Raw genomic sequence first — 20,409 nt, 5'->3', positions numbered from 1 at the left:
ATGTTTAAAATAACGTTAACGTATTTGGTTAATTTATCCTGATTGGTTCGCATCAACCACCAACTTTCTGACTCCCAGATAAATGACTACTTATGTGTTAACTTTTATTTATTAAGTTGAATGAATCTTAACATGCCTAAATATCCTTGTCAATAATGTACATCTTATAGTATTTCCTTTAGAACACGATCAACTGAGAAATAAAAGGCTTCTTCCCCAGCCACATCTTTAAAGCCAGATCGTTCAAACATTCTCATTACATTTGGTTGAACTGAAGAAAAAATCACTTCATGATTTTTAGTCTGAGCATCACTATAGAAATCCTGAATAACAGCCATTGCTGTATTATCAATTGATGGTACGCCTCGCAATGAAAAGATAACTAAATCTCGTTCATGAAGTGGCTGTAGTGCCTTATCTAATCGATCCGCAGACATGAAAAATAGTGGTCCAGTGATGTAGACAACTGCCCAATCATCTTTTAATCTATCTTGTGTTGTTTCGACTTTGCTTAAATCAACATCTTCAACAACAACATCTAAAATAGAACTCTTAGCCACAAAAATAACGATCCCGACTAAAACACCGGCCATAATCGCCGTACTCAAATCAAAAATAACGGTACTTATTAATGTTAAGAAAAATAGAATTAAAGCACTTTTAAATTTATTTTTAAAGAGATACTTGATAGCTGACCATTCGTTCATCCGCCATGAAGTCACAACTAACACGCCAGCTAATGCCGATAAAGGAATCTGTGACATGATTGGTGCCAATAAAAGCATTGAAACTAATAACGCAAGTGCATGGAAAACGCCTGTCAATCGCGTCTGTGCACCTGATTTAATTGCTACACTCGTTCTAGCAATCGCAGCCGTTGCTGGAATACCACCAAAAAATGGTAAAATCATATTTCCAATACCTTGAGCGATTAATTCTTGATTACTATCTAAGGTTTTACCTGTCATGCGACCAGCAGATGCCCCGCATAATAAACTTTCAATCATTCCCAGTAAAGCAATACTTGCGCCAGGAATAATTAGATTTTTAACTGTTTGAAGATTTAATGCACCTAAATGTAATCTATCATCACTGATAACACTTGTTGGAATCTCGCCAACTGTTGCGACATCTAATTTAAATATCATTGTAATTGCCGTAGTAACAATAATTGCAATCAACGATGCAGGAATAACTTTATTCCATTTTTTTGGAAAAATAAAAAGTGCAATAACAACTAAAATTGCCATCAAAGTCGTTGCCAACTTAGGTTGAAAACCTAAGCTAGGATAACTACCAATTTTTTCAATTAAACTACTTCCGTTTGAATGCGTACCAAAAAAATTATCTAATTGCCCGAAAGCAATAATAATTGAAATTCCTGATGTAAATCCTGTAATAACAGGGGCAGGAATAAAAGTCGTTAAAACGCCTAATTTAAATATACCGGCTAACAATAAAATCACTCCGGCAATCAATGTAGCAATAAAAACCCCTTTTAATCCATATTGTGCAATAACACCCATTAATACTGCGGCCATCGCTCCAGTTGGTCCTGATATTTGATAATATGCCCCAGATAAGGTACTTATCAAAATCCCAGCAACAATGGCTGTGATTAACCCAGCAGCAGCTGTTGCCCCACTTGAGACACCAAATGCCAAGGCTAACGGAATAGCAACTGCAGCTACCGTTAAACCTGCCATAAAATCTTTAGCTAATTTTGTTGCATTATAACCTTTAAACTCGTTTTTTAATATTGAAATATAATTTGATATCATCATCATGCTCCTATTTATGTTATACATAAAAGCATAACATAAACCTTATATATAAATAAACAAGTAAACGTTTTCCAAATAAAAATGGTTAAATCTTTATAAGATTCAACCATTTTGTATAACTTTTTTCTATTAACGAACAACCATAACTGAAACGGGAGAATACTTAGCCACGTATGATGCTTGGCTACCTAAGTACTTACCAATCCCTTTAGTTATAGCTGATCCAACAACGACTAAATCAGGTTTAACGTCAGGAATAACATCTTTGACAATCGTTTCACCAGGTTCACCCTCAGCAAGAACAATGTGTACTTCCTTAACACCAGCATCTAATGCGCTTTGTTTATACTCTTGAAGTTGTTTTTCAACCTTCAAACGTTTTTCAGCTAATGTATCTTTTGTTAATACCTGAAAAACATTCAAATCATCCGACTCCAGAACAGTTACAATATGCAGCAGAGAATCATCATCTAAAGCATGACTAACCGCTTCTAAGAATGCTAATTGGGCATCTGCCGAATTATCGACGCCGACAAGAATGTTCTTATGCTTTGGTAACTCAAAACTTTTTTTCATATGAATTTCCTCCTTATTTTATAAAACTTCTTGGAAAAATTGAATGACTAAATTGAAGACTAATTGAACATTTAAAATAGTTAACCCGATTGCGGCTGCCCAACCAATAATTGATACCCAAAGTGGATTAACGAATCGTTCACCCATATATTTTTTAGAAGATGTAAACCAGATTAATGGAATCATCGTAAATGGTAAGGCTACTGATAAGAACACTTGTGAATAAACAAGTAAATTATCTAATACGCCTTCTGTCCCACCCCAAATGATTGCGGCAATCATAACGGGGATAACTGCTATGATACGTGTAACCAATCGACGGGCCCATAATGGCATTTTTAAATGTATGAAACCTTCCATTATAATTTGACCAGTCAAGGTTCCGGTAATCGTTGCATTTTGCCCAGAAGCCAGTAAAGCTACGGCAAATAAAGTTGAAAGTACAGGTGATGCAATCCCTTTGGCAATTGTATTATCACTTAATGCACGGTATAAATCACCGAATGCTTGTAATTGATCTGCATGTCCAAAGAATAAAGCAGCCCCCAAAAGTAAAAGTAAACTGTTAACAATTGTTGCGCCAAATAATTGGATATTTGAATCCCAAGTTGTAAAGCGCACAACTTTTGCAACTTCTTCTTCATCAGTTGAATCGTACTGACGTGTTTGTGCAATTGAAGAGTGAAGGTACAAGTTATGAGGCATTACTGTTGCACCAATAATACCTAAAGCTAATGTTAATTGATCATGGTTCATAACGATTGATGCTCTTGGTAAAATACCACCCATGATACCTGCTAAACTTGGTTTTGATAAGGCAACTAAGTAAAGGAAAATAATTAAAATTGATGCAATCAATGTTGCAACAATCGCTTCAATTGTTCTAAATCCTAATTTTGTTAATAATAATAGTAAGAAAACATCTAATATAGTTATCATAACGCCGACTGTTAATGGAATTCCAAAAAGTAATTGTAAAGCAATCGCTCCACCAATTACTTCGGCTATATCTGTTGCCATAATTGCTAATTCTGTCATGATCCATAATAAAAATCCAACCGGTTTATTAGTATGATCACGAATTGCTTGTGCTAAATCCATTCTTGTTACGACACCTAACTTAGCAGCCATATATTGCATTAACATAGCGATAAGTCCGGAGAAAATAACGACTGATAATAGTAAGTAACGGTATTGTGCACCACCGACAATTGATGTAATCCAGTTACCTGGATCCATGTAACCAACAGCGACTAATGCACCTGGTCCACTAAAAGCCCATAAAGTTCGTAAAAATCCGGCACTTTTTGGAACTTCTACTGATCCATTTACTTCTTCCAAACTAGCACTATTTGTTGTGGTAGTCATTTTTGGTTCTTGTACTTCTTTCGACATTTTTTACCACTCCTTTAAATTCTTTTCTTCTCAATTCCTTATTATACTCAAACTTTATACATTGTAAACAAAAAGTTTAGGCTAACCTTAAATCATTTTACCAGTTATTAAATATTGCTATATTTCCAAAAAAAGACTGCTGATATCTATTTGATATCAACAGTCTTTAGCTATTTAATAAAAATTTCTTTTGTTATCATAATACCTACTTCACAAAAATATAATGAGCGGCTTTATAACTAATATTTCTAACCTCACCAGTATTTTCTAATTTGATTTCAACTGGACCTTCAAAAGGCGCATGAGAAACAACTGTTAATTTATCACCAATGTGTAATTCTAAATCATCTAAATAAGTTAACAAATCATGATTATCAATGAATCGTTCAATCACAACTTTAGTGTTATCTTCTACTGCTTCTAAAACGAGATGGCTATCTTCCTCATAGTTACCTTCTTTGTCAGGTATCACACCGCCATGAGGACAGTGTGTTGGATGACCCAAGAATTCACTCAAATGATCAAGCAAGTACTCACTTGTCACATGTTCAAGTAACTCTGATTCACCGTCAACATCTTGTAGTTTATAATTTAATTTATAAACTAAGAAGCATTCCCATAAACGATGCTTACGAACTAAATCTTCTGCCAATAATATCCCAGGTTTCGTTAACGAAATCCCTGCGTATGGCGTATGTTCTACTAACTCTTCTTTAACTAGTTTATTGACCATTTCTGTAACTGATCCGGCCGCAATGTTCAGACTAAGCGCAATCTGTTTATTCGATATTTTCTTTTGCGTACCGCCTAATTCAAAAATAATTTTTAAATAATCTTCCTTCATAGGTGTCATATTCGATCTTTCATTTTTTGTCATTAGTTAATCAATTCACTTCCATTTTCTTAATAATAGATTTATTATATCAGAATAACGATTGAATTGTAACTTATTTTTTAGGAATACCTAACCTTTCATTTTAAAATACCTAAATGTAAGCTAAAAATCATAATTCACTGCATTAAAATAGGATTCAAGCATTTGTTTTAAGAAATGTCTTGAATCCTATCTTTTTGTAGAAGGAAAGCCGAAACCCGTGTTACCGAGAGTCGATTTTACTTGATTATTAATATATTTCGCCTCTATATCTTTATACTTATTTAGTTCTGTGAAGTCGCTTTTATATGTTTTGAATCATATATTATCGAACGACGCCCTTTGAGCGATTTGTTATCCATTCGATTTCAAACGTTTCTCCAAGACCAAATACCTCTAAATCCAATTATTCGTTCTACTACAACTTAAATCATCAAAATTCGATATCTTGATTTGCTTTTTAATGCTCAAGACCGGCACCGTTTTAATACGCCTTACTTGACATCTCTCAACGTCATTAACTTGCCGTACATTGGAAACTTAAACCATCATCTTAATTGATGTGTCCTGATTTGCTTTTAAGCGCTCAAGACTAGCACCGTTTTAAAACCTTGTTCGACGTCTCACGACGTTCACACTACCAAAATTCTAAATTCATCGGAGTAAACATCATCTAACTTGATGTGTCTTGATTTGCTTTTTAATGCTCAAGACCGGCACCGTTTTAATACGCCTTGCTTGACATCTCTCAACGTCATTAACTTGTGTTACATTTTTCAACTATCTTCAGTACTAAACATTGTCCAACTAACTTCGTTTTTAAAAACCATTAAGTGAGTTTAAAAAAGTGACTTCAGTTTTATTTTGTTCAGGGATTTCGATAGCCTTCCTTGCTACAAATTAAGTATAACACAAATGTAAACGGTTGCAACCTTTTTATGATTTTATTTTATAATTCTTTTTATTAAACATCTCTGAGTTCAAAACGTGTCCCTTTTTCATCTATTACCGCAAATAAACGCTGCTTTTTGGAGTCATCAAAATAGCCCATATCAAAAACTGTTTTATTTCCTTGTTTACCAACATCTGAAACACGATCAATCAAAAAGTGTTTAAATTGTCTAAAAATATCCATTTTTCCGTTAACGTGTTCAATCGCCGCAACCAATGTGTATCCTTCATCTAACTCTTCTTTTATAAGACTGACTTTTATGACCATATCTAAACGATATTCTCGCGACTTTGCCTTCTCATCTGAAATACTTTCAATATAGCCTTTTTGTTCCCAATATCTTAACTGTCGTGTTGAAACACCTGTCATTTTACTGATTTCACTAATACCGACAATTAACTTATCTTGCTTCATAAGATTGGCTAATGGATTATTATTCACTGTAAGTACCTTCTATCTCTAGTTTTCTAAATACTTTTGAAATTTTTTATCGATTTCTGGCAGACTTTTCTGTAATGATTTTGACTGGTTTTGTGTCCCCTCAGCCATTAACTTCAAGTAAGTAAATAAAATTTGACTAGCGTCTTTATGATATTTACTACCAAGTTCACTCGCAAATGTATATCGTTCATCCGTTAGTAATTTTGAAAATAAAGTTTCTTTTGCCATCTAGGCTCCTTCGATTGTTTTTATCATTGTGTGATGTGGAATTCCTGCGTCCATAAAGCCTTCACCTTCAACCTCATATCCTAGTTTCAAATAAAAATTTTGGGCTTGATCTTGTGCACCTAAGGTTAAGTATTTAATTCCGTAGACTGTTGAAAATCCTTCAATAAACGTTAGGATATCTGTTGCTAAATGTTGTCCACGAGCCGCTTTCAATGTTGCAACTCGCTGGACATGCCACGTTTCAGAGTCTTCGCTAAGTACACGTGCTGTCACAACAGGTTCTTCATCTTTATAACCCACAAAATGAATAGCTTCTGATTCGTTTTCAATTTCCAATTCCATTGGCACATTCTGTTCTCCAACAAAAACCGTTTTTCTAATTGATAATGCATCCTTATATATTTGACTACTTATATCTCTAGTTGATTTCACTATGAACATTTGCTCATCCTCAGCTTTCTTAGTTATCTTCGCATATAGCTTACCATAACTTGCTTTAAATTTGAACGTCAAGACCCGGTAGCTTATAATGAAAGCAAATAACTTACTATGCAAAGGAAACCACTAATGAAAAAATACGGTATATTAATAACCATCTTATTGATTTTAGGATTAGGTATTGGCTTTTTACTATTGCATAACAGTATACCTAAATCGGTAGAAACAGAGAAAAGTATTTCACAAACACCAACCTTATACATTCATGGATACGGCGGTACAGCTAACTCAACTAACGACATGATTGCCTCAGCAGAAAAATCTGGTAAGGCAAAAAAAGTTCTAACAGCAACCGTCTCTTCAACTGGTGATGTCACTTATACGGGTAGATGGAAATATACTGAAAAAAATCCAATTGTTCAAGTTATATTTGCGCGTAGTGATGCTCAAATTCCTGAAGAGGGCAGATGGATTGGTAAGATAACTGATTATTTAAAAGCATCATACGATATTAAAAAAATCAATCTTGTTACACATTCAATGGGTGGCTCATCTGCAATGTACTGGGCTGAATCTGTCAGAAAAAAATCTTCTCCTATCCTAAATAAATTTGTTCCAATTGCTGGTCCAATTAATGGGGTCCTCGGAATGGACGAAAAAGCCAATAAAAATTACTTCTTGAAAAATGACGAACCTGCTATTAAAACAGCAAACTACCAAAGTTACTATAGCAAACGAAAAAATTTCCCATCAACCGCAAAAGTCTTTGTTATTTATGGCGATGTGAATGATGGCTCAAATTCTGATACATCTGTCAGCATTGCTTCTGCCCGTTCAATGAACTATCTATTAAAAGGCCAAGTAAAATCGTATGACGAGCTTAAAATTACTGGTGAAGATGCACAACATAGTAAACTTCATAGAAATTTACAGGTTGATAAAGCTGTTATCCAATTCCTTTGGGGTAAATAGAACTATACGAAATATTAATTTTGTGCTATGATTAAGTTATGCGATGAGTCGAGTAAAATCAGACAACTTCGGTTGTTCCGCTGCGGCGGCTAGTGATTAGTTCGAAAATGGGGCATTTTTTACCTACCGCATTGTAGGTATGTCTGATTGTCACTGTTTTGTGGAATTCATACAATCTATTTACTTCGGTAAGTACCATAACAGGAAAGCATCAACTTCGGTTGGTGCTTTTTTTGTGCAGATAAATAGCCTTAGAAAATTACTTTCCAAGGCTATTATCACTATTTTTGAATTCTTATTGCTTCAACATCAAACACTTTATCAATCCAAGATTCATAAAATGGTGCTTCATGACTGACCAATAAAACATTTCCAGGAAAACGTCGGACTGCCTTTTGTAGCGCGTCTTTTGTATCATCATCCAAGTGATTAGTTGGTTCATCCAAAATTAAAAAGTTACTTGGTTTCAATTCAACTAAACTCAACTTAACTTTCATTTGTTCCCCACCACTCAAAATATTAATAGGTTTCATTGTATTCGCAGCATTAATCCCTGATTTAGCCAATCGGCGACGAATCGTTTTAGGTTCCAATTCAGGGTATTCATCTTGAATAATTTGAAGAGGTGTCATTTCTTTATTATCCCAAATTAAATCTTGATCAAAATAATTAACAACAACAGAATCAGAAAATTCAGCAGTTCCACCAAACGTTGGAATTAACTTCAAAATTGACTTAATCATTGTTGATTTACCAATTCCGTTAAATCCCTTTAAGACAACTTTTTCTTGATGTGATAATGAAAAAGTTACTGGTGATAGTAATGGCGTTTTATAACCAACTGATAAATTTTTAACGGCAAGCGTTGATGCGGATCCAGTATCTAGATAAGGAAAATCAAATTTACCTTTTACAGTATCACTTGGCGGTGTCACACGCTCAATTTTATCTAATCTTTTTTGTCTAGACTTAGCCATTGTGGCACGCGTTCCAGCTTTATTCTTTCGAATATAAGCCTCATCTTTTTCAATTTGAAGGCGTTGTTTCTGGAAAGCTTTTAGTTGCGCTTCTTTTTTAGCTTCTTTTTGCTTAATAGCTGATTTAAAATTCCCACGATATTTTGTGATTTTACCGAATGCAACATCAATAATTGTATTCGTGACATTTTGTAAAAATTCAAAATCATGAGAAATAACCATGAAACAGCCTTCAAATTGATTTAAATACTCAGTTAACCAATCAATATGTTCCGTATCTAAATAATTAGTTGGTTCATCTAATAAAATAACTTCAGGATTTTCCAATAATAATTTAGCTAAGATAATCTTAGATCTCTGACCACCACTTAATTCACTAACTTGATGGTCTTTTTCAATTGCATCTAATCCTAAACCAGTTCGAACACGGTCAATTTCTGTATCGATATCATAAAAATTTTTTGCCTCAAGTTCTTCTTGATATCTACCCGCTTTTTCCAACAACTTCTCGTCCATATTTTCAGCATAATCCGTATAGGCCTGCGTTTGTTTTTCACTAATATCATATAAACGTTGAAATGCTGTCTTCAAAAACTCAATAACCGTAATGCCTTCCGCAACTTCAGCATATTGATCTAAATAGCCAATTGTCGCACTTTTTTTCCATTTGATTTCGCCTTCATCAGGTAATTCTTGTCCAGTAATAATTTTGATTAATGTACTTTTACCAGCACCATTTTGACCAATGATACCCATATGATCCTCAGTGTTTAATTCAAAATGAGCATCCTCATATAATTGCTTATCCGCAAATTGATGGGAAAGTTGGCGAACTTCTAAAACTCCCATTGTAATCCTTCTTTCTAAAGACTAGTTATCATTGTTAACTTCCAATATTGCATTAAATACTTCTTGTGGTAATTCCATTTCAGCCTTAGAGCCCAATCGTTTATTAGCGCTTTGACGGCGTAGCATATCTTGTTTGGCAGCATTCTTTTTATCACTACTTGTTGTTGCGCTCTTACGAAGAGGCGGTACATTTGCACGCGAAATAGCTTTATTTTCGATAACTGCTTGTACTGGCATTGGGAATAATTTACGTGGAATTGAATATTTCAATTGCTCAACTAATTTCTGACCAATTTCCACAGCATCTTGTCTATGCACAACAAACCCTAGTGCATCGACTGTTGCATAGTTAACTAAAACGTCCATTTTAACAACGTCTGCTGTTTGATATCCTTTAAATTGCGTTTCCATTGTTGCATAGCCATGTGATAATGATTTTAATTGATTGAAGAAATCATAGGCAATTTCAGACGTTGGTAACGCATAATTCAATTCAGTTTGACCAGAATTGTATGACATATCTTGGAAAATACCTTTACGTTTTTCAGCTAATTTCATGATATCGCCCACTTGTTCATCTGGCACGGTCATATGAACATCTAAAAATGGTTCTTCAACATGATCAATTTCAGAAAAATTAGGGAATTGGACAGGATTATCAACAACAACTTCTTTACCATTTTTCAAAATAACGTGGTACGTAACATTAGGCGTCGTTGTTAACACCCCTAATTGGTATTCTTTTTCGAGACGTTCACGAATAATACTTAAATGTAACATCCCTAAGAATCCACATCTAAATCCTAGTCCTAAAGCATCTGACTTTTCTTCTTTATAATGGAAAGATGAGTCATTTAAAGCTAATTTTTGAATAGCTGATTTTAATTCTTTATAGTTATTATCTTTAGGATAAAATCCAGCAAAAACCATTGATTCTGATTCTTTATATCCAGGAAGTGCTTCTGGTGTCGGGTTACTTTGAGAAGTTAACGTATCCCCAATTTTAACTAGTTGAGGATCTTTTAGCCCTGTAATAACATAGCCAACATCCCCGGCATGTAGACTATCAACAGCCACCATGTCAGGTTTAAAAATACCTGCTTCTACTACTTGGAAATCAGTCGTTTGTTGCATAAATCGAAGTAAATTATTAGCTTTAAATTCACCATCAAAGACACGAATATAAGCCACAATTCCTTTAAATGCATCAAAATGTGAATCAAAAACTAATGCTTTAAGTGGTGCTTCAATATCACCGATTGGTTTTGGAATACGGTCTTTAATAGCCTCTAGAACCAAATCAACACCAATCCCAGTTTTAGCTGATATTAATAACATTTCGTCTTCATCAACGTCAGCTAATTCCATCAATTGAATTTTAGTTTCTTCAACATCAGCATTAGGATGATCAATCTTATTGATTACTGGAATAATTTTTAAGTTGTTTTCTTTAGCTAAACGGTAATTTGCAACCGTCTGTGCTTGCACACCTTGAGTGGCGTCCACCAATAAAATAGCCCCATCACTAGCAGCTAAACTTTTCGAAACTTCATATGAAAAATCAACGTGTCCCGGTGTATCAATAAAATTATATTCGTAAGTTTCACCATTAGTAGCTGTATAGTAACTACGAACCGTTCGTGATTTAACTGTAATCCCGTGTTCTTGTTCAACAGCCATTGAATCTAACAATTGACTAGACATCTCACGTTCACTGACAGTTTGTGTTTCTTCCATAATTCGATCAGCTAAAGTTGATTTACCATGATCAATATGGGCAATAATTGAAAAATTTCTAATTTGTGATTGTTTCATTATGATTAAACCTCATTTTCTAAATAATCATCTACTGTTTTAGAGTCTTTTTTATTATACGCTAAATTATCAACGTCGTAAGAAGAAGATTAAAAGCCGGTAAGAATGCCCAAGTATTTTAAAAACGAAAAAATAATGAACACAAATTTAACTAAGGTCAAATTCAGCTCATTATTTTTAATTTAAATAGTACCGTTTGCAAATTGGCTATTATATAAATCAGCATAAAACCCGTTTTTAGCAATCAAAGCATCATGATTTCCAGTTTCAATAATTGAGCCATTATCCATTACAATAATATTATCCGCATCACGAATCGTTGATAGACGATGCGCCACAACGAAACTTGTTCGGCTATCTAATAAGGTATCCATCGCTTTTTGAATCAAAACTTCAGTTCGTGTATCAACTGAACTCGTTGCTTCATCTAAAATTAAAATTTCTGGGTCAGCCAAAAATGCACGAGCAATCGTTAACAATTGACGTTGTCCTTGTGAAATATTTGAAGCGTCTTCATTCAGAACAGTTTGATAACCATCTGGTAATTGACGAACAAATGTATCAACATGAGCGGCTTTTGCTGCAGCATAAACCTCTTCATCCGTTGCATTTTCACGACCATATTGAATATTTTCCATAATAGTACCTGTAAATAACCAAGTATCTTGAAGCACCATCGAGATTGACTTACGTAAATCTTCTCGTTTCAAATTCTTAGTATCGACACCATTTAGTCGGATTGATCCCGCTGAGACATCATAAAAGCGTTCAATTAAGTTAATAATCGTTGTCTTTCCAGCACCTGTAGGTCCAACAATTGCTACCTTTTGTCCTTCGTTAACATCCAAATTATAATCTGTCATCAAAAGCTTCTTATCTGAGTAACCAAATTGAACATGATCAAAGGAAATTTTATTACCATTATCAGCAATTGGTAAGTCATCGTTACTTTCATCTTTCAATTCTTCTTCATCTAAGATTTCAAAAATTCGTTCTGCAGAAGCTACAGTTGCTTGAATCGTATTAGATAAGTTGGCAATTTGAGTGATTGGTTGTGAGAATTGGTTCACATATTGTAAAAAGGCTTGGACGTTACCTAAAGTAATTGTTCCTTGTGAAACCTTAATTCCACCAACAATTGCCACAAAGACATAGCCAATATTTTTAATAAAGTTCATTGCTGGCATAATTAATCCAGAAATAAATTGTGCTTTCCATGAACTTTTATAATAATCATTATTCTGTTTTTCAAAAATATCAATATTTTTTTCTTCTTTATTAAAAGTCTTAACAACCGTATGACCCGCATACGTTTCTTCCACTTGATTGTTCAAAAGTCCTAAACTCTTTTGTTGTCCAGCAAAGAACTTTTGCGAACGAGGCGCAATTAATGAGACAACAACCAAACTCAAAGGAACAATAATCAAAGCAATTAACGTTAATTGCCAACTAATTGAAAACATCATATAGAGAACACTGACAAAGGTCACAACACTTGTTACTAACTGTGTAAAACTTTGTTGTAACGTTCCAGAAATGTTATCCACATCATTTACAGCACGAGACATAATATCACCATTTGGATGTGTATCGTAGTAAGAAACAGGCACGCGTTCCATTTTAGCCTTAATATCTTTACGAAGTGCGTACACCGTTTTTTGAGAAATATTAGTCATGATTAATTGCTGCACAAAACTGAAAAGTGCAGACGCAATATACATAATACCAACTGTAAGTAAGATATTCTTAATTGCATCAAAATTAATTGGCAACGAGGTTACTTTCTGCCCCTGTTTCATTTGAGTGAATCCTTTAGTTACCCCAGAGAAAATCTCGGTTGTTGCGCGTCCTAAAATTTTAGGAGAAACCGCCTGGAAAATTACAGATATAATGGCTAGCACTAATACTATCCCTATTGAAATTAACCATGGTGACATGTATTTCGCTAAACGCCCAATTGTTTTCCAAAAGTTCTTAGGCTTTTCAACTGGTCGTCCAATATTGCCATGTCCACCTCGACCGCCCCGCATAGGTTGCGTTGCTTGTTTTGACTTATTATCTGCCATTACTCTGCATCCCCCTCTCTGATTTGTGACTGCATAATTTCTTGATAGGTTTCATTCGTGGCTTTCAATTCTTCATGAGTCCCTTTACCAACGATTTTTCCACCATCGATAACTAAGATTAAATCGGCACTTGTCACACTAGAAATCCGTTGTGCCACAATTACGACAACACTATCTTTGATGCTTTCATCCGTTTTAAGTGAGCCACGTAATTTAGCATCTGTTTTAAAATCAAGCGCTGAGAATGAATCATCAAACAAGTAAACAGAAGCTTTTTTAACTAATGCTCTTGCAATTGCAAGTCGTTGCTTTTGGCCACCAGAGAAGTTATCTCCACCTTGTTCAACTATGCCGTCTAAGCCATCCGCTGATTCTTCAACAAACGATTTAGCTTGTGCTATTTCTAGCGCATGCCACAACTCATCATCTGTTGCCGTTTCATTTCCAAACTGTAGATTACTTCGGATTGTTCCTCTAAAAAGAACTGTCTTTTGTTGAACAAGAGAAATTTGGTCGTGTAAGCTTACTTGGGTTAACTCATAAATTGATTTACCATCAATTTTAATATCGCCCGACTCAACATCAAACAATCGTGGAATTAAATTAATTAACGTTGACTTACCAGATCCAGTACCACCAATAATCGCAATCGTTTGACCCGCCTTTGCTTCAAAGTTAATATCTGTTAGGGCTTCTTTTTCAGCACCCGTATACCGGAAATTAACTTTATCAAATGACAATTGACTTGCTCCTACTTTACTACGATCAACTGTAATTGCATCAGGTTGGTCTTTTATCGAATTCTTCGTATCTAAAACTTCGTTGATACGTGCTGCAGCAGCTTGCGCACGAGGTAACATGACAAATACCATCGATAACATCATAAAACTTGATAAAATTTGCATTGCATACGTCATAAACGCAACTAGATTACCCACTTGCATCGACATATCTCCAATTAAATGACCACCATACCAGATAATTGCGATATTGGTTGCACTAAGAACTAAAGTCATCATGGGGAACATTAGCGCCGTAATTGAAAATACTTTACGGGCATTATCTGTATATTCTTTATTCACACGATCAAAACGATTTTGTTCATATTTATCTTGGTTAAATGCGCGAATAACACGAACACCTGTTAAACCTTCACGAAAGACAAGATTAATATGATCAATTCTTTTTTGTAACGTTTTGAACAGCGGCACTGCAAAATACATAACTGAAGCAATTAATATAATTAAAATTGGAACAGCTACTAAAAAAATCACGGTTAATTCTTTTTGTTTGTTATAAGCTAAAATACTAGCACCAATCAACATAATAGGCGCTTGGATCATCATTCTTAACATCATAACGGTAACGTTTTGAATTTGTAGAACATCAGTTGATGTTCTTGTAATTAAACTTGAATTTCCAATTTGATCAAATTCATGACTTGAAAAATTAAGTACTTTTTTGTAAATATGACTTCTTAATCTAAGTCCTAATTTTTGCGCTAAGCGTGAAGCGATAAAGACATTACCAACTGCCGCAACAATACCAATAGCTGCTACGCCTAACATGACATAACCCACCTGCCAGATATACGCAACATCGCCTTGTGAGACACCTTTATTAATCATGTCTGATGTTAATGTTGGTAAATATAAATCGCAGATAACTTGGACAATCATAAATATAAATGCACCAAACATTGCCCAAACGCTAACGCGATTTTTCATTACTTTTATCATTTATTTTTATTCCTTCCTTTTTGAAACACCAATAGCTACCCAGTTAGCCATTGTTTCATATTCTTTTTGTAACTCTTCAACAGGTATTTCAATACCTTCTCTTTGTTTTGAAAAATAATCATTAATAGTTTTCATAAATGGACTCATTAAAGAAAACATAAGTAAACTAATTTCTTCATCTGAGGAAATGGTTAGTAAAGACCGATCAATTTCACTCATAATATCAAAATCTGCTTTTAAATTTTGATGAAATGGTCCACCAAAATGTGGCTGTTTCCCACTATGATGCGGGTGGTGAGGATGATGTGGCTGCATCCGACTACTCATTTTAAAGTCCATTCGGACAAAGGCGTTTTTAAAAAATGCAGCATCTTCTCCGGACACTGTATTCGCAATCGTTTCTGAAAAAAAGGTCTTCATAGTCGTCACGACATCACCTTGATTTCGTTTTAATAATTCACCAAATCTTTTAGTTTGATTCTGTCGAATAGTATCAAAATAATAAAAGTATAAATCTTCTTTATTTTCGAAATATTGGTAAAAACTCCCTCGCGGAATATCTGCAATTTTTATGATATTACTAATTGATGCTTCAAACAGGGGTACTCTTGAGAACTCTTCTTTAGCAGCATCCAATATCCGTTGTTGCTTATCTTCATCTAAATTAAAATACGTTTTTTTAGGCATATTTTCTCCTTTATACAAAAAATGACAAGCTGTCATGTGACAACTTGTCATGTTACTAGTCTTTATTTAAAAATGCAACTTTATTTACTTATTCTTTTCTTAAAGATTCAACTGGATCAAGTTTTGATGCTCTGTTTGCTGGTAAGAAACTAGCAACCATACTAATCAAGACACTGATTAAAATACCAGAGAATACATAACTAGCTGTAACTTTAACAATCGTAACATCGAATGTTGCAACTGAGAATGCATTTAACCCAAAGGCTAAAATATACGTTACGCCAACACCAATTAAGCCAGATGCTAATCCAATTAGGAACGCTTCGGAAACAAATATACGGCGAATATCCTTACGACGTGCTCCTAAAGCTTTCATAACACCGATTTCTTTTGTTCTTTCAACAACAGATATATTTAGAACCACTAATATCATAATTGCAGAAACGAGCAATGATATCGCAGCTACGGCCGTTAAAACGTCTGTCAAAATATCTAACATTTGAGTAAACATTTCTGACATTTTTTCTTGAATTGAACCTGTGTAACCCAATGATTTAACTTTAGCTTTTATACCTGCCGTATTAGCCTTATCGTTTGTATGAAGATAAACAACATTTGGTTTAATTGTTTCATTATTATCTTCAACTAATTGTTGTAAGTCAGCGTAATTCAAGTAAACTAAACTGCTTGAACTGCTACTTCCAGATGCTTCATAAATTCCGGCAACTTTGAACGTTTTCTTAATCGTTTTTTCGTTATAAACAATCGCAATTTTAACTTGTTTACCAACAATGTTCTTGCCTAATGAATCTGCAGTTGTTTTATCTAATAAAATGCCATCCTTACCTGGTTTAGTACCCTTGGTAATGTTTGATTTTGTAATACCTGAGTTCATTGTACCCAACTGCATCAAACTAGCTTTTTTATCCTTATATGAAACTGTATTTGTACCTAGTGAAATTGCTGTATAACCCTTTTGTAGCTCATTCACATGTTTAATATTTGTTAACTTATTAATATCTTTTTTAGAAAATGATCCTGTCTGACCAGTAATTGCAGCCATTTGACTTTGTTGTTCTTTAGCTTGCGCTGCTTGGGCTTGAGAACCAGCAGCTGGTGTTGCTGTTTTAGAACTACTACTTGAAGAACTTGTTTTTGCCTTCATATGAACTTCAGTCACATTGGGATTCACGTAGCTAGTCATCGTATCCTTTATATAACTTGTTACCCCTTTTCCAAGCGATAACATTAAAACAACAGACATAATCCCAATACTTGAGCCAATAGCAACAAGTAAATTACGAGAAAATTTAGCTTTCATATTAAGTGCAGCTAATCGAATTGCAGACCATAGACTTAAATTCTTAGGCGTTTCGCCTTTAAATTCATCTTCATTAGTATGCAACTCTAATTGTTCTTGTTCGGAATCAGAAATAATTGCACCATTATCAATTCGTACAACACGACTTGAATATGCCGCAACGCGATCTGAATGAGTAACCATTAAAACTAATTTACCACGCTTTGCGATATCTTTGATAATTTCTAAGACAGCATCAGTTGTCTCTGAATCCAAAGCACCTGTTGGTTCATCAGCAATAATGACATCAGGATCATTCATTAAGGCACGTGCAATAGCAACACGTTGTTTTTGCCCACCAGATATTTGATCTGGCTTCTTTGTCATATGATCTTGTAACCCAACGTCTGTTAATAATTTTTTAGCACGTTTGACACGTACTGATTTATCAACATTTGAAAGCGTCATTGCCATAGCAACGTTATCAATCAAACTTAAATGAGGAATTAAATTAAAATTTTGAAAAATGAATCCAATACTCTTCTTATGAAAGTTAACAAGTTCTTTTTCAGAAAAATCACCAATATTTTCACCATTATACGTAATTTCGCCATCAAAATTTGAATCCAATCCACCTATTAAGTTCATTAATGTTGATTTACCACTTCCGGATTCACCAACTATTGAAACTAATTCTCCTTTGTCAAAAGAAGCATTAATGTCTTTTAAAGCCTTGAATGTCGTACCACCAGCCATATTATACGTTTTTGAAACGTTTTTTATTTCTAGAATCAATTTGTCTCCCCCTATTTCCGTTTTTATGACAGACTGTCATAATGAGCTGGTTTTTATTATAGATAATCACACTCACAAAAGCAAAGTATTTCGCTCCACCTTTACCCATTCTTTACAATTTCAGGTGTAAATCATTACACGATTCATACAGAACCATAACATTTAACTGATATTATGAAGTTGTTCTTAAATACGAATACAAAATAAAAGGGGAAGTTAATTATGAGAAAGAAAACAGCAATTATTTCGATAGCAGCAATGGGTCTTTTATTGTTGGCAGGATGTGGTAAATCATCATCTTCTTCAGATGATTCATCAAAAATTACAGGTAAAATTACTATTGTTGGATCAACTGCTTTACAACCTTTAGTTGAACAAGCAGCTGAAACCTATCAAGCAGATAATTCAGGTTTAACAATTGGCGTGCAAGGTGGTGGCTCAGGTACTGGTTTAAGCCAAGTTTCTACAGGTGCTGTTACCGTTGGTAATTCTGACATTTTTGCAGAACAAAAAGACGGCGTAGATGCTAAAAAGATTGTTGATCACAAAGTTGCCGTTGTTGGTATTGCACCTGTTGTCAACAAAGATACAAAAGTAACTAACCTCTCAAAAGCACAACTTGCTAACATTTTCTTAGGTAAGACAACAAACTGGAAAGAACTTGGCGGAGCAGACCAAGCGATTGTTGTCATTAATCGTGCTTCTGGTTCGGGTACACGTACCGTATTTGATAGTAGTATCCTTCCAAATAAAACAGCTAAACAAACACAAGAACAAGATTCAAACGGTACAGTTCAAAAAATGGTATCTTCAACACCAGGTGCCATCAGCTACTTAGCATTCTCGTACTTAAAAGATAACATCCAAGCATTATCTATTGATAACGTTAAACCAACATCAAAAAATGTTGAAACAAACAATTGGAAAATTTGGTCATACGAACATATGTATACTAAAGGTTCTCCTAACTACGCAACAGCTAAATTTATTGGTTATATTCAATCAGACAAAATTCAAAACGGCTTAATCAAGAAATTAGGTTATATCTCAATTTCAGATATGAAAGTTGAAAAAGACGCTAAGGGTACTATTGAAGAAATTAATAAATAGCTGTAAAAAATAGAACATTCAATACAAAAAGCTCATAATTATTAGATCTAAATCTAATAATTATGAGCTTTTTTATATTTAAATAGTGTTAAAGGTTATGAAATTTGTTTTATATTGGTATATTGCGCCAATCATATTAGCATCTCCATAAAAATAACATGTTTTTAAATTATACTTAAGGCCATCCGCACGTTTGGCAATGATTAATTGATTAATATATTTATTTAGTGTTTTAATCAAACCAGGTCTTTCAGATATAGCGCCTCCAATTAAAACAAGGTCAGGATCATACGATACAAGTAGATTAAACACTCCTACGGCTAAATGTTTATAAAAATCATCTACAATTTGGCATGCCTTATCATCACCAGAGTCAGATAAATCAAATAATTGTTTTCCGTTAATTTCACGATTATTTTCTGAAGAATACTGTTTGGCAAGATTTACTGGACTAACCAACTCACTGAAAGTACGATCATCATTTACATCTAAAATCATGTACCCAAATTCGCCACCAAATAGATTACTTCCGGCCTTTAATTTTTTATTCATTATTACAGAACCACCAACTCCAGATCCAATGATAATAGAAACAAAATCATCTACATCTTTAGCGTTTCCAATCCAATTCTCAGCTAATGCTGCACAATTAGCATCGTTTTGTATAGAAACTGGTACGCCTAAATATTGTTCCAACTCATCCCTAATCGGAAAATTGTGTATATAAGGGATGGCGCTAATCCCATGAATAATTCCATTTACCGTATCAACTGATCCTGGAGAACTAATGGCTATACCTTCAGCGTTCTGACAACTATTATATAAATTTTTAATTAAAGTTTTCATATCTTTCCACGTCTCAGGGGTCTCCCTCTTACCACGTGAAATGAACTGATTTTCTTTCCATTCTCCATACTTTACGGTTGTCCCACCAATATCAATTGCTAATATAGTTCCCATTGTTCTCCTTTTCAGTCATTCGACTAATATTTTTAGTATCTGATAATTATAATTTTTAATAAACGTATTAAATTAAAGAAGTTCTCATAGCACGTCTATAATGCGTCATTTTATACGGCGTTTTTTTTAATTGATTTATACATAGTTATAATTTCTTTAGCTAAATCAATATAACAGATACTCGTCATTAGCCAATCTTGCGAATGTATCAAATACAAATTAAGTTTCGTTTTTTCACCATTGGCCTCTTTTGTTAACAAAGTAGTTTGGATATTGTGCACCTTAGTTAACGCCTCTTGTGCTTGGTTCATAAAATCATCAGATTTAGAAAAATCAGACTGCTCAGCCATGCGGATTGCTTGAGCGGCAAATCCCTTCGCATTCCCCGATTCCATAATAATTCCCATTATTACAGTCATATCTTTATCATTCATATTTTTCATCCCCATTT

17 protein-coding genes are annotated in these 20,409 nt (G+C 34.2%); 2 read left to right on the top strand and 15 right to left on the bottom strand.

The genetic code is table 11. The annotated features are described in order from the left end of the window. Positions 1-164 precede the first annotated feature (164 nt). From AC1RPQ_RS01115 to AC1RPQ_RS01085, 7 genes are all read right to left on the bottom strand, one after another. Positions 165-1,781 carry a SulP family inorganic anion transporter gene (locus tag AC1RPQ_RS01115; RefSeq protein WP_481761141.1) on the bottom strand — a complete coding sequence of 539 codons (1,617 nt, stop codon included), beginning with the start codon at positions 1,779-1,781 and terminating at the stop codon, positions 165-167. Between the two features lie 132 nt (positions 1,782-1,913). Next, entirely contained in the window at positions 1,914-2,360 is a 447-nt protein-coding gene (locus AC1RPQ_RS01110; RefSeq protein WP_481760964.1) for a universal stress protein, read from the bottom strand. Positions 2,361-2,378: 18 nt separating this feature from the next. After that, complete coding sequence (locus AC1RPQ_RS01105; RefSeq protein WP_481760965.1) at positions 2,379-3,755, bottom strand: Nramp family divalent metal transporter; 1,377 nt, start codon at positions 3,753-3,755, stop codon at positions 2,379-2,381. 205 nt (positions 3,756-3,960) lie between these two features. Next, the gene (locus tag AC1RPQ_RS01100) at positions 3,961-4,608 is read right to left on the bottom strand and encodes a metal-dependent transcriptional regulator (protein ID WP_481761142.1); all 648 of its coding nucleotides are present in this window, start codon (positions 4,606-4,608) and stop codon (positions 3,961-3,963) included. 985 nt (positions 4,609-5,593) lie between these two features. Continuing rightward, complete coding sequence (locus AC1RPQ_RS01095) at positions 5,594-6,022, bottom strand: MerR family transcriptional regulator (RefSeq protein ID WP_409021721.1); 429 nt, start codon at positions 6,020-6,022, stop codon at positions 5,594-5,596. A gap of 18 nt (positions 6,023-6,040) precedes the next feature. After that, a complete protein-coding gene (locus tag AC1RPQ_RS01090) occupies positions 6,041-6,250 on the bottom strand; it encodes a hypothetical protein (RefSeq protein WP_481760966.1) in 210 nt (69 codons plus the stop codon). Continuing rightward, a complete protein-coding gene (locus AC1RPQ_RS01085; protein ID WP_481760967.1) occupies positions 6,251-6,691 on the bottom strand; it encodes a GNAT family N-acetyltransferase in 441 nt (146 codons plus the stop codon). 126 nt (positions 6,692-6,817) lie between these two features. On the opposite strand from AC1RPQ_RS01085, the gene AC1RPQ_RS01080 reads away from it, so the two are divergent. Continuing rightward, positions 6,818-7,660, top strand: coding sequence for an alpha/beta hydrolase (locus AC1RPQ_RS01080; protein WP_481760968.1), 843 nt, complete (start codon positions 6,818-6,820; stop codon positions 7,658-7,660). 281 nt (positions 7,661-7,941) lie between these two features. Here the strand turns inward: AC1RPQ_RS01080 and AC1RPQ_RS01075 are convergent, their stop codons facing one another. The 6 genes from AC1RPQ_RS01075 to AC1RPQ_RS01050 form a co-directional block, all read right to left on the bottom strand. After that, on the bottom strand, positions 7,942-9,486 hold the full coding sequence (locus AC1RPQ_RS01075) for an ABC-F family ATP-binding cassette domain-containing protein (protein ID WP_481760969.1): 1,545 nt from the start codon (positions 9,484-9,486) through the stop codon (positions 7,942-7,944). 21 nt (positions 9,487-9,507) lie between these two features. Further along, positions 9,508-11,301, bottom strand: coding sequence for a translation elongation factor 4 (lepA, locus tag AC1RPQ_RS01070; protein WP_481760970.1), 1,794 nt, complete (start codon positions 11,299-11,301; stop codon positions 9,508-9,510). 182 nt (positions 11,302-11,483) lie between these two features. After that, positions 11,484-13,367, bottom strand: a complete 1,884-nt coding sequence (locus AC1RPQ_RS01065; protein WP_481760971.1) for an ABC transporter ATP-binding protein — start codon at positions 13,365-13,367, stop codon at positions 11,484-11,486. Continuing rightward, the gene (locus tag AC1RPQ_RS01060) at positions 13,367-15,106 is read right to left on the bottom strand and encodes an ABC transporter ATP-binding protein (RefSeq protein WP_481760972.1); all 1,740 of its coding nucleotides are present in this window, start codon (positions 15,104-15,106) and stop codon (positions 13,367-13,369) included. The genes AC1RPQ_RS01065 and AC1RPQ_RS01060 overlap by 1 nt, the downstream gene beginning before the upstream one ends. Positions 15,107-15,112: 6 nt before the next feature. Continuing rightward, positions 15,113-15,793 (bottom strand): TetR/AcrR family transcriptional regulator, encoded by a 681-nt coding sequence (locus AC1RPQ_RS01055; RefSeq protein ID WP_481760973.1) that lies wholly within the window; start codon positions 15,791-15,793, stop codon positions 15,113-15,115. Positions 15,794-15,881: 88 nt separating this feature from the next. Then, positions 15,882-17,849 carry an ABC transporter ATP-binding protein/permease gene (locus AC1RPQ_RS01050; RefSeq protein ID WP_481761143.1) on the bottom strand — a complete coding sequence of 656 codons (1,968 nt, stop codon included), beginning with the start codon at positions 17,847-17,849 and terminating at the stop codon, positions 15,882-15,884. Positions 17,850-18,110: 261 nt separating this feature from the next. On the opposite strand from AC1RPQ_RS01050, the gene AC1RPQ_RS01045 reads away from it, so the two are divergent. After that, positions 18,111-18,998: a phosphate ABC transporter substrate-binding protein PstS family protein gene (locus AC1RPQ_RS01045; RefSeq protein ID WP_481760974.1), complete on the top strand. Its 888-nt coding sequence runs from the start codon at positions 18,111-18,113 to the stop codon at positions 18,996-18,998. A gap of 78 nt (positions 18,999-19,076) precedes the next feature. On the opposite strand, the gene AC1RPQ_RS01040 is transcribed toward AC1RPQ_RS01045, so the two are convergent. Together AC1RPQ_RS01040 and AC1RPQ_RS01035 are read right to left on the bottom strand one after the other, a co-directional pair. Next, entirely contained in the window at positions 19,077-19,958 is an 882-nt protein-coding gene (locus AC1RPQ_RS01040) for an ROK family protein (RefSeq protein ID WP_481760975.1), read from the bottom strand. Between the two features lie 110 nt (positions 19,959-20,068). Beyond that, entirely contained in the window at positions 20,069-20,401 is a 333-nt protein-coding gene (locus AC1RPQ_RS01035) for a PTS lactose/cellobiose transporter subunit IIA (RefSeq protein ID WP_481762169.1), read from the bottom strand. Positions 20,402-20,409: the final 8 nt, after the last annotated feature.

This window comes from Dellaglioa sp. CoH-57-MRSF-21 (assembly GCF_056781915.1).
The sequence above is the reverse complement of the archived record's forward strand: the minus strand, read 5'-3'. Positions and strand labels throughout refer to the sequence as shown.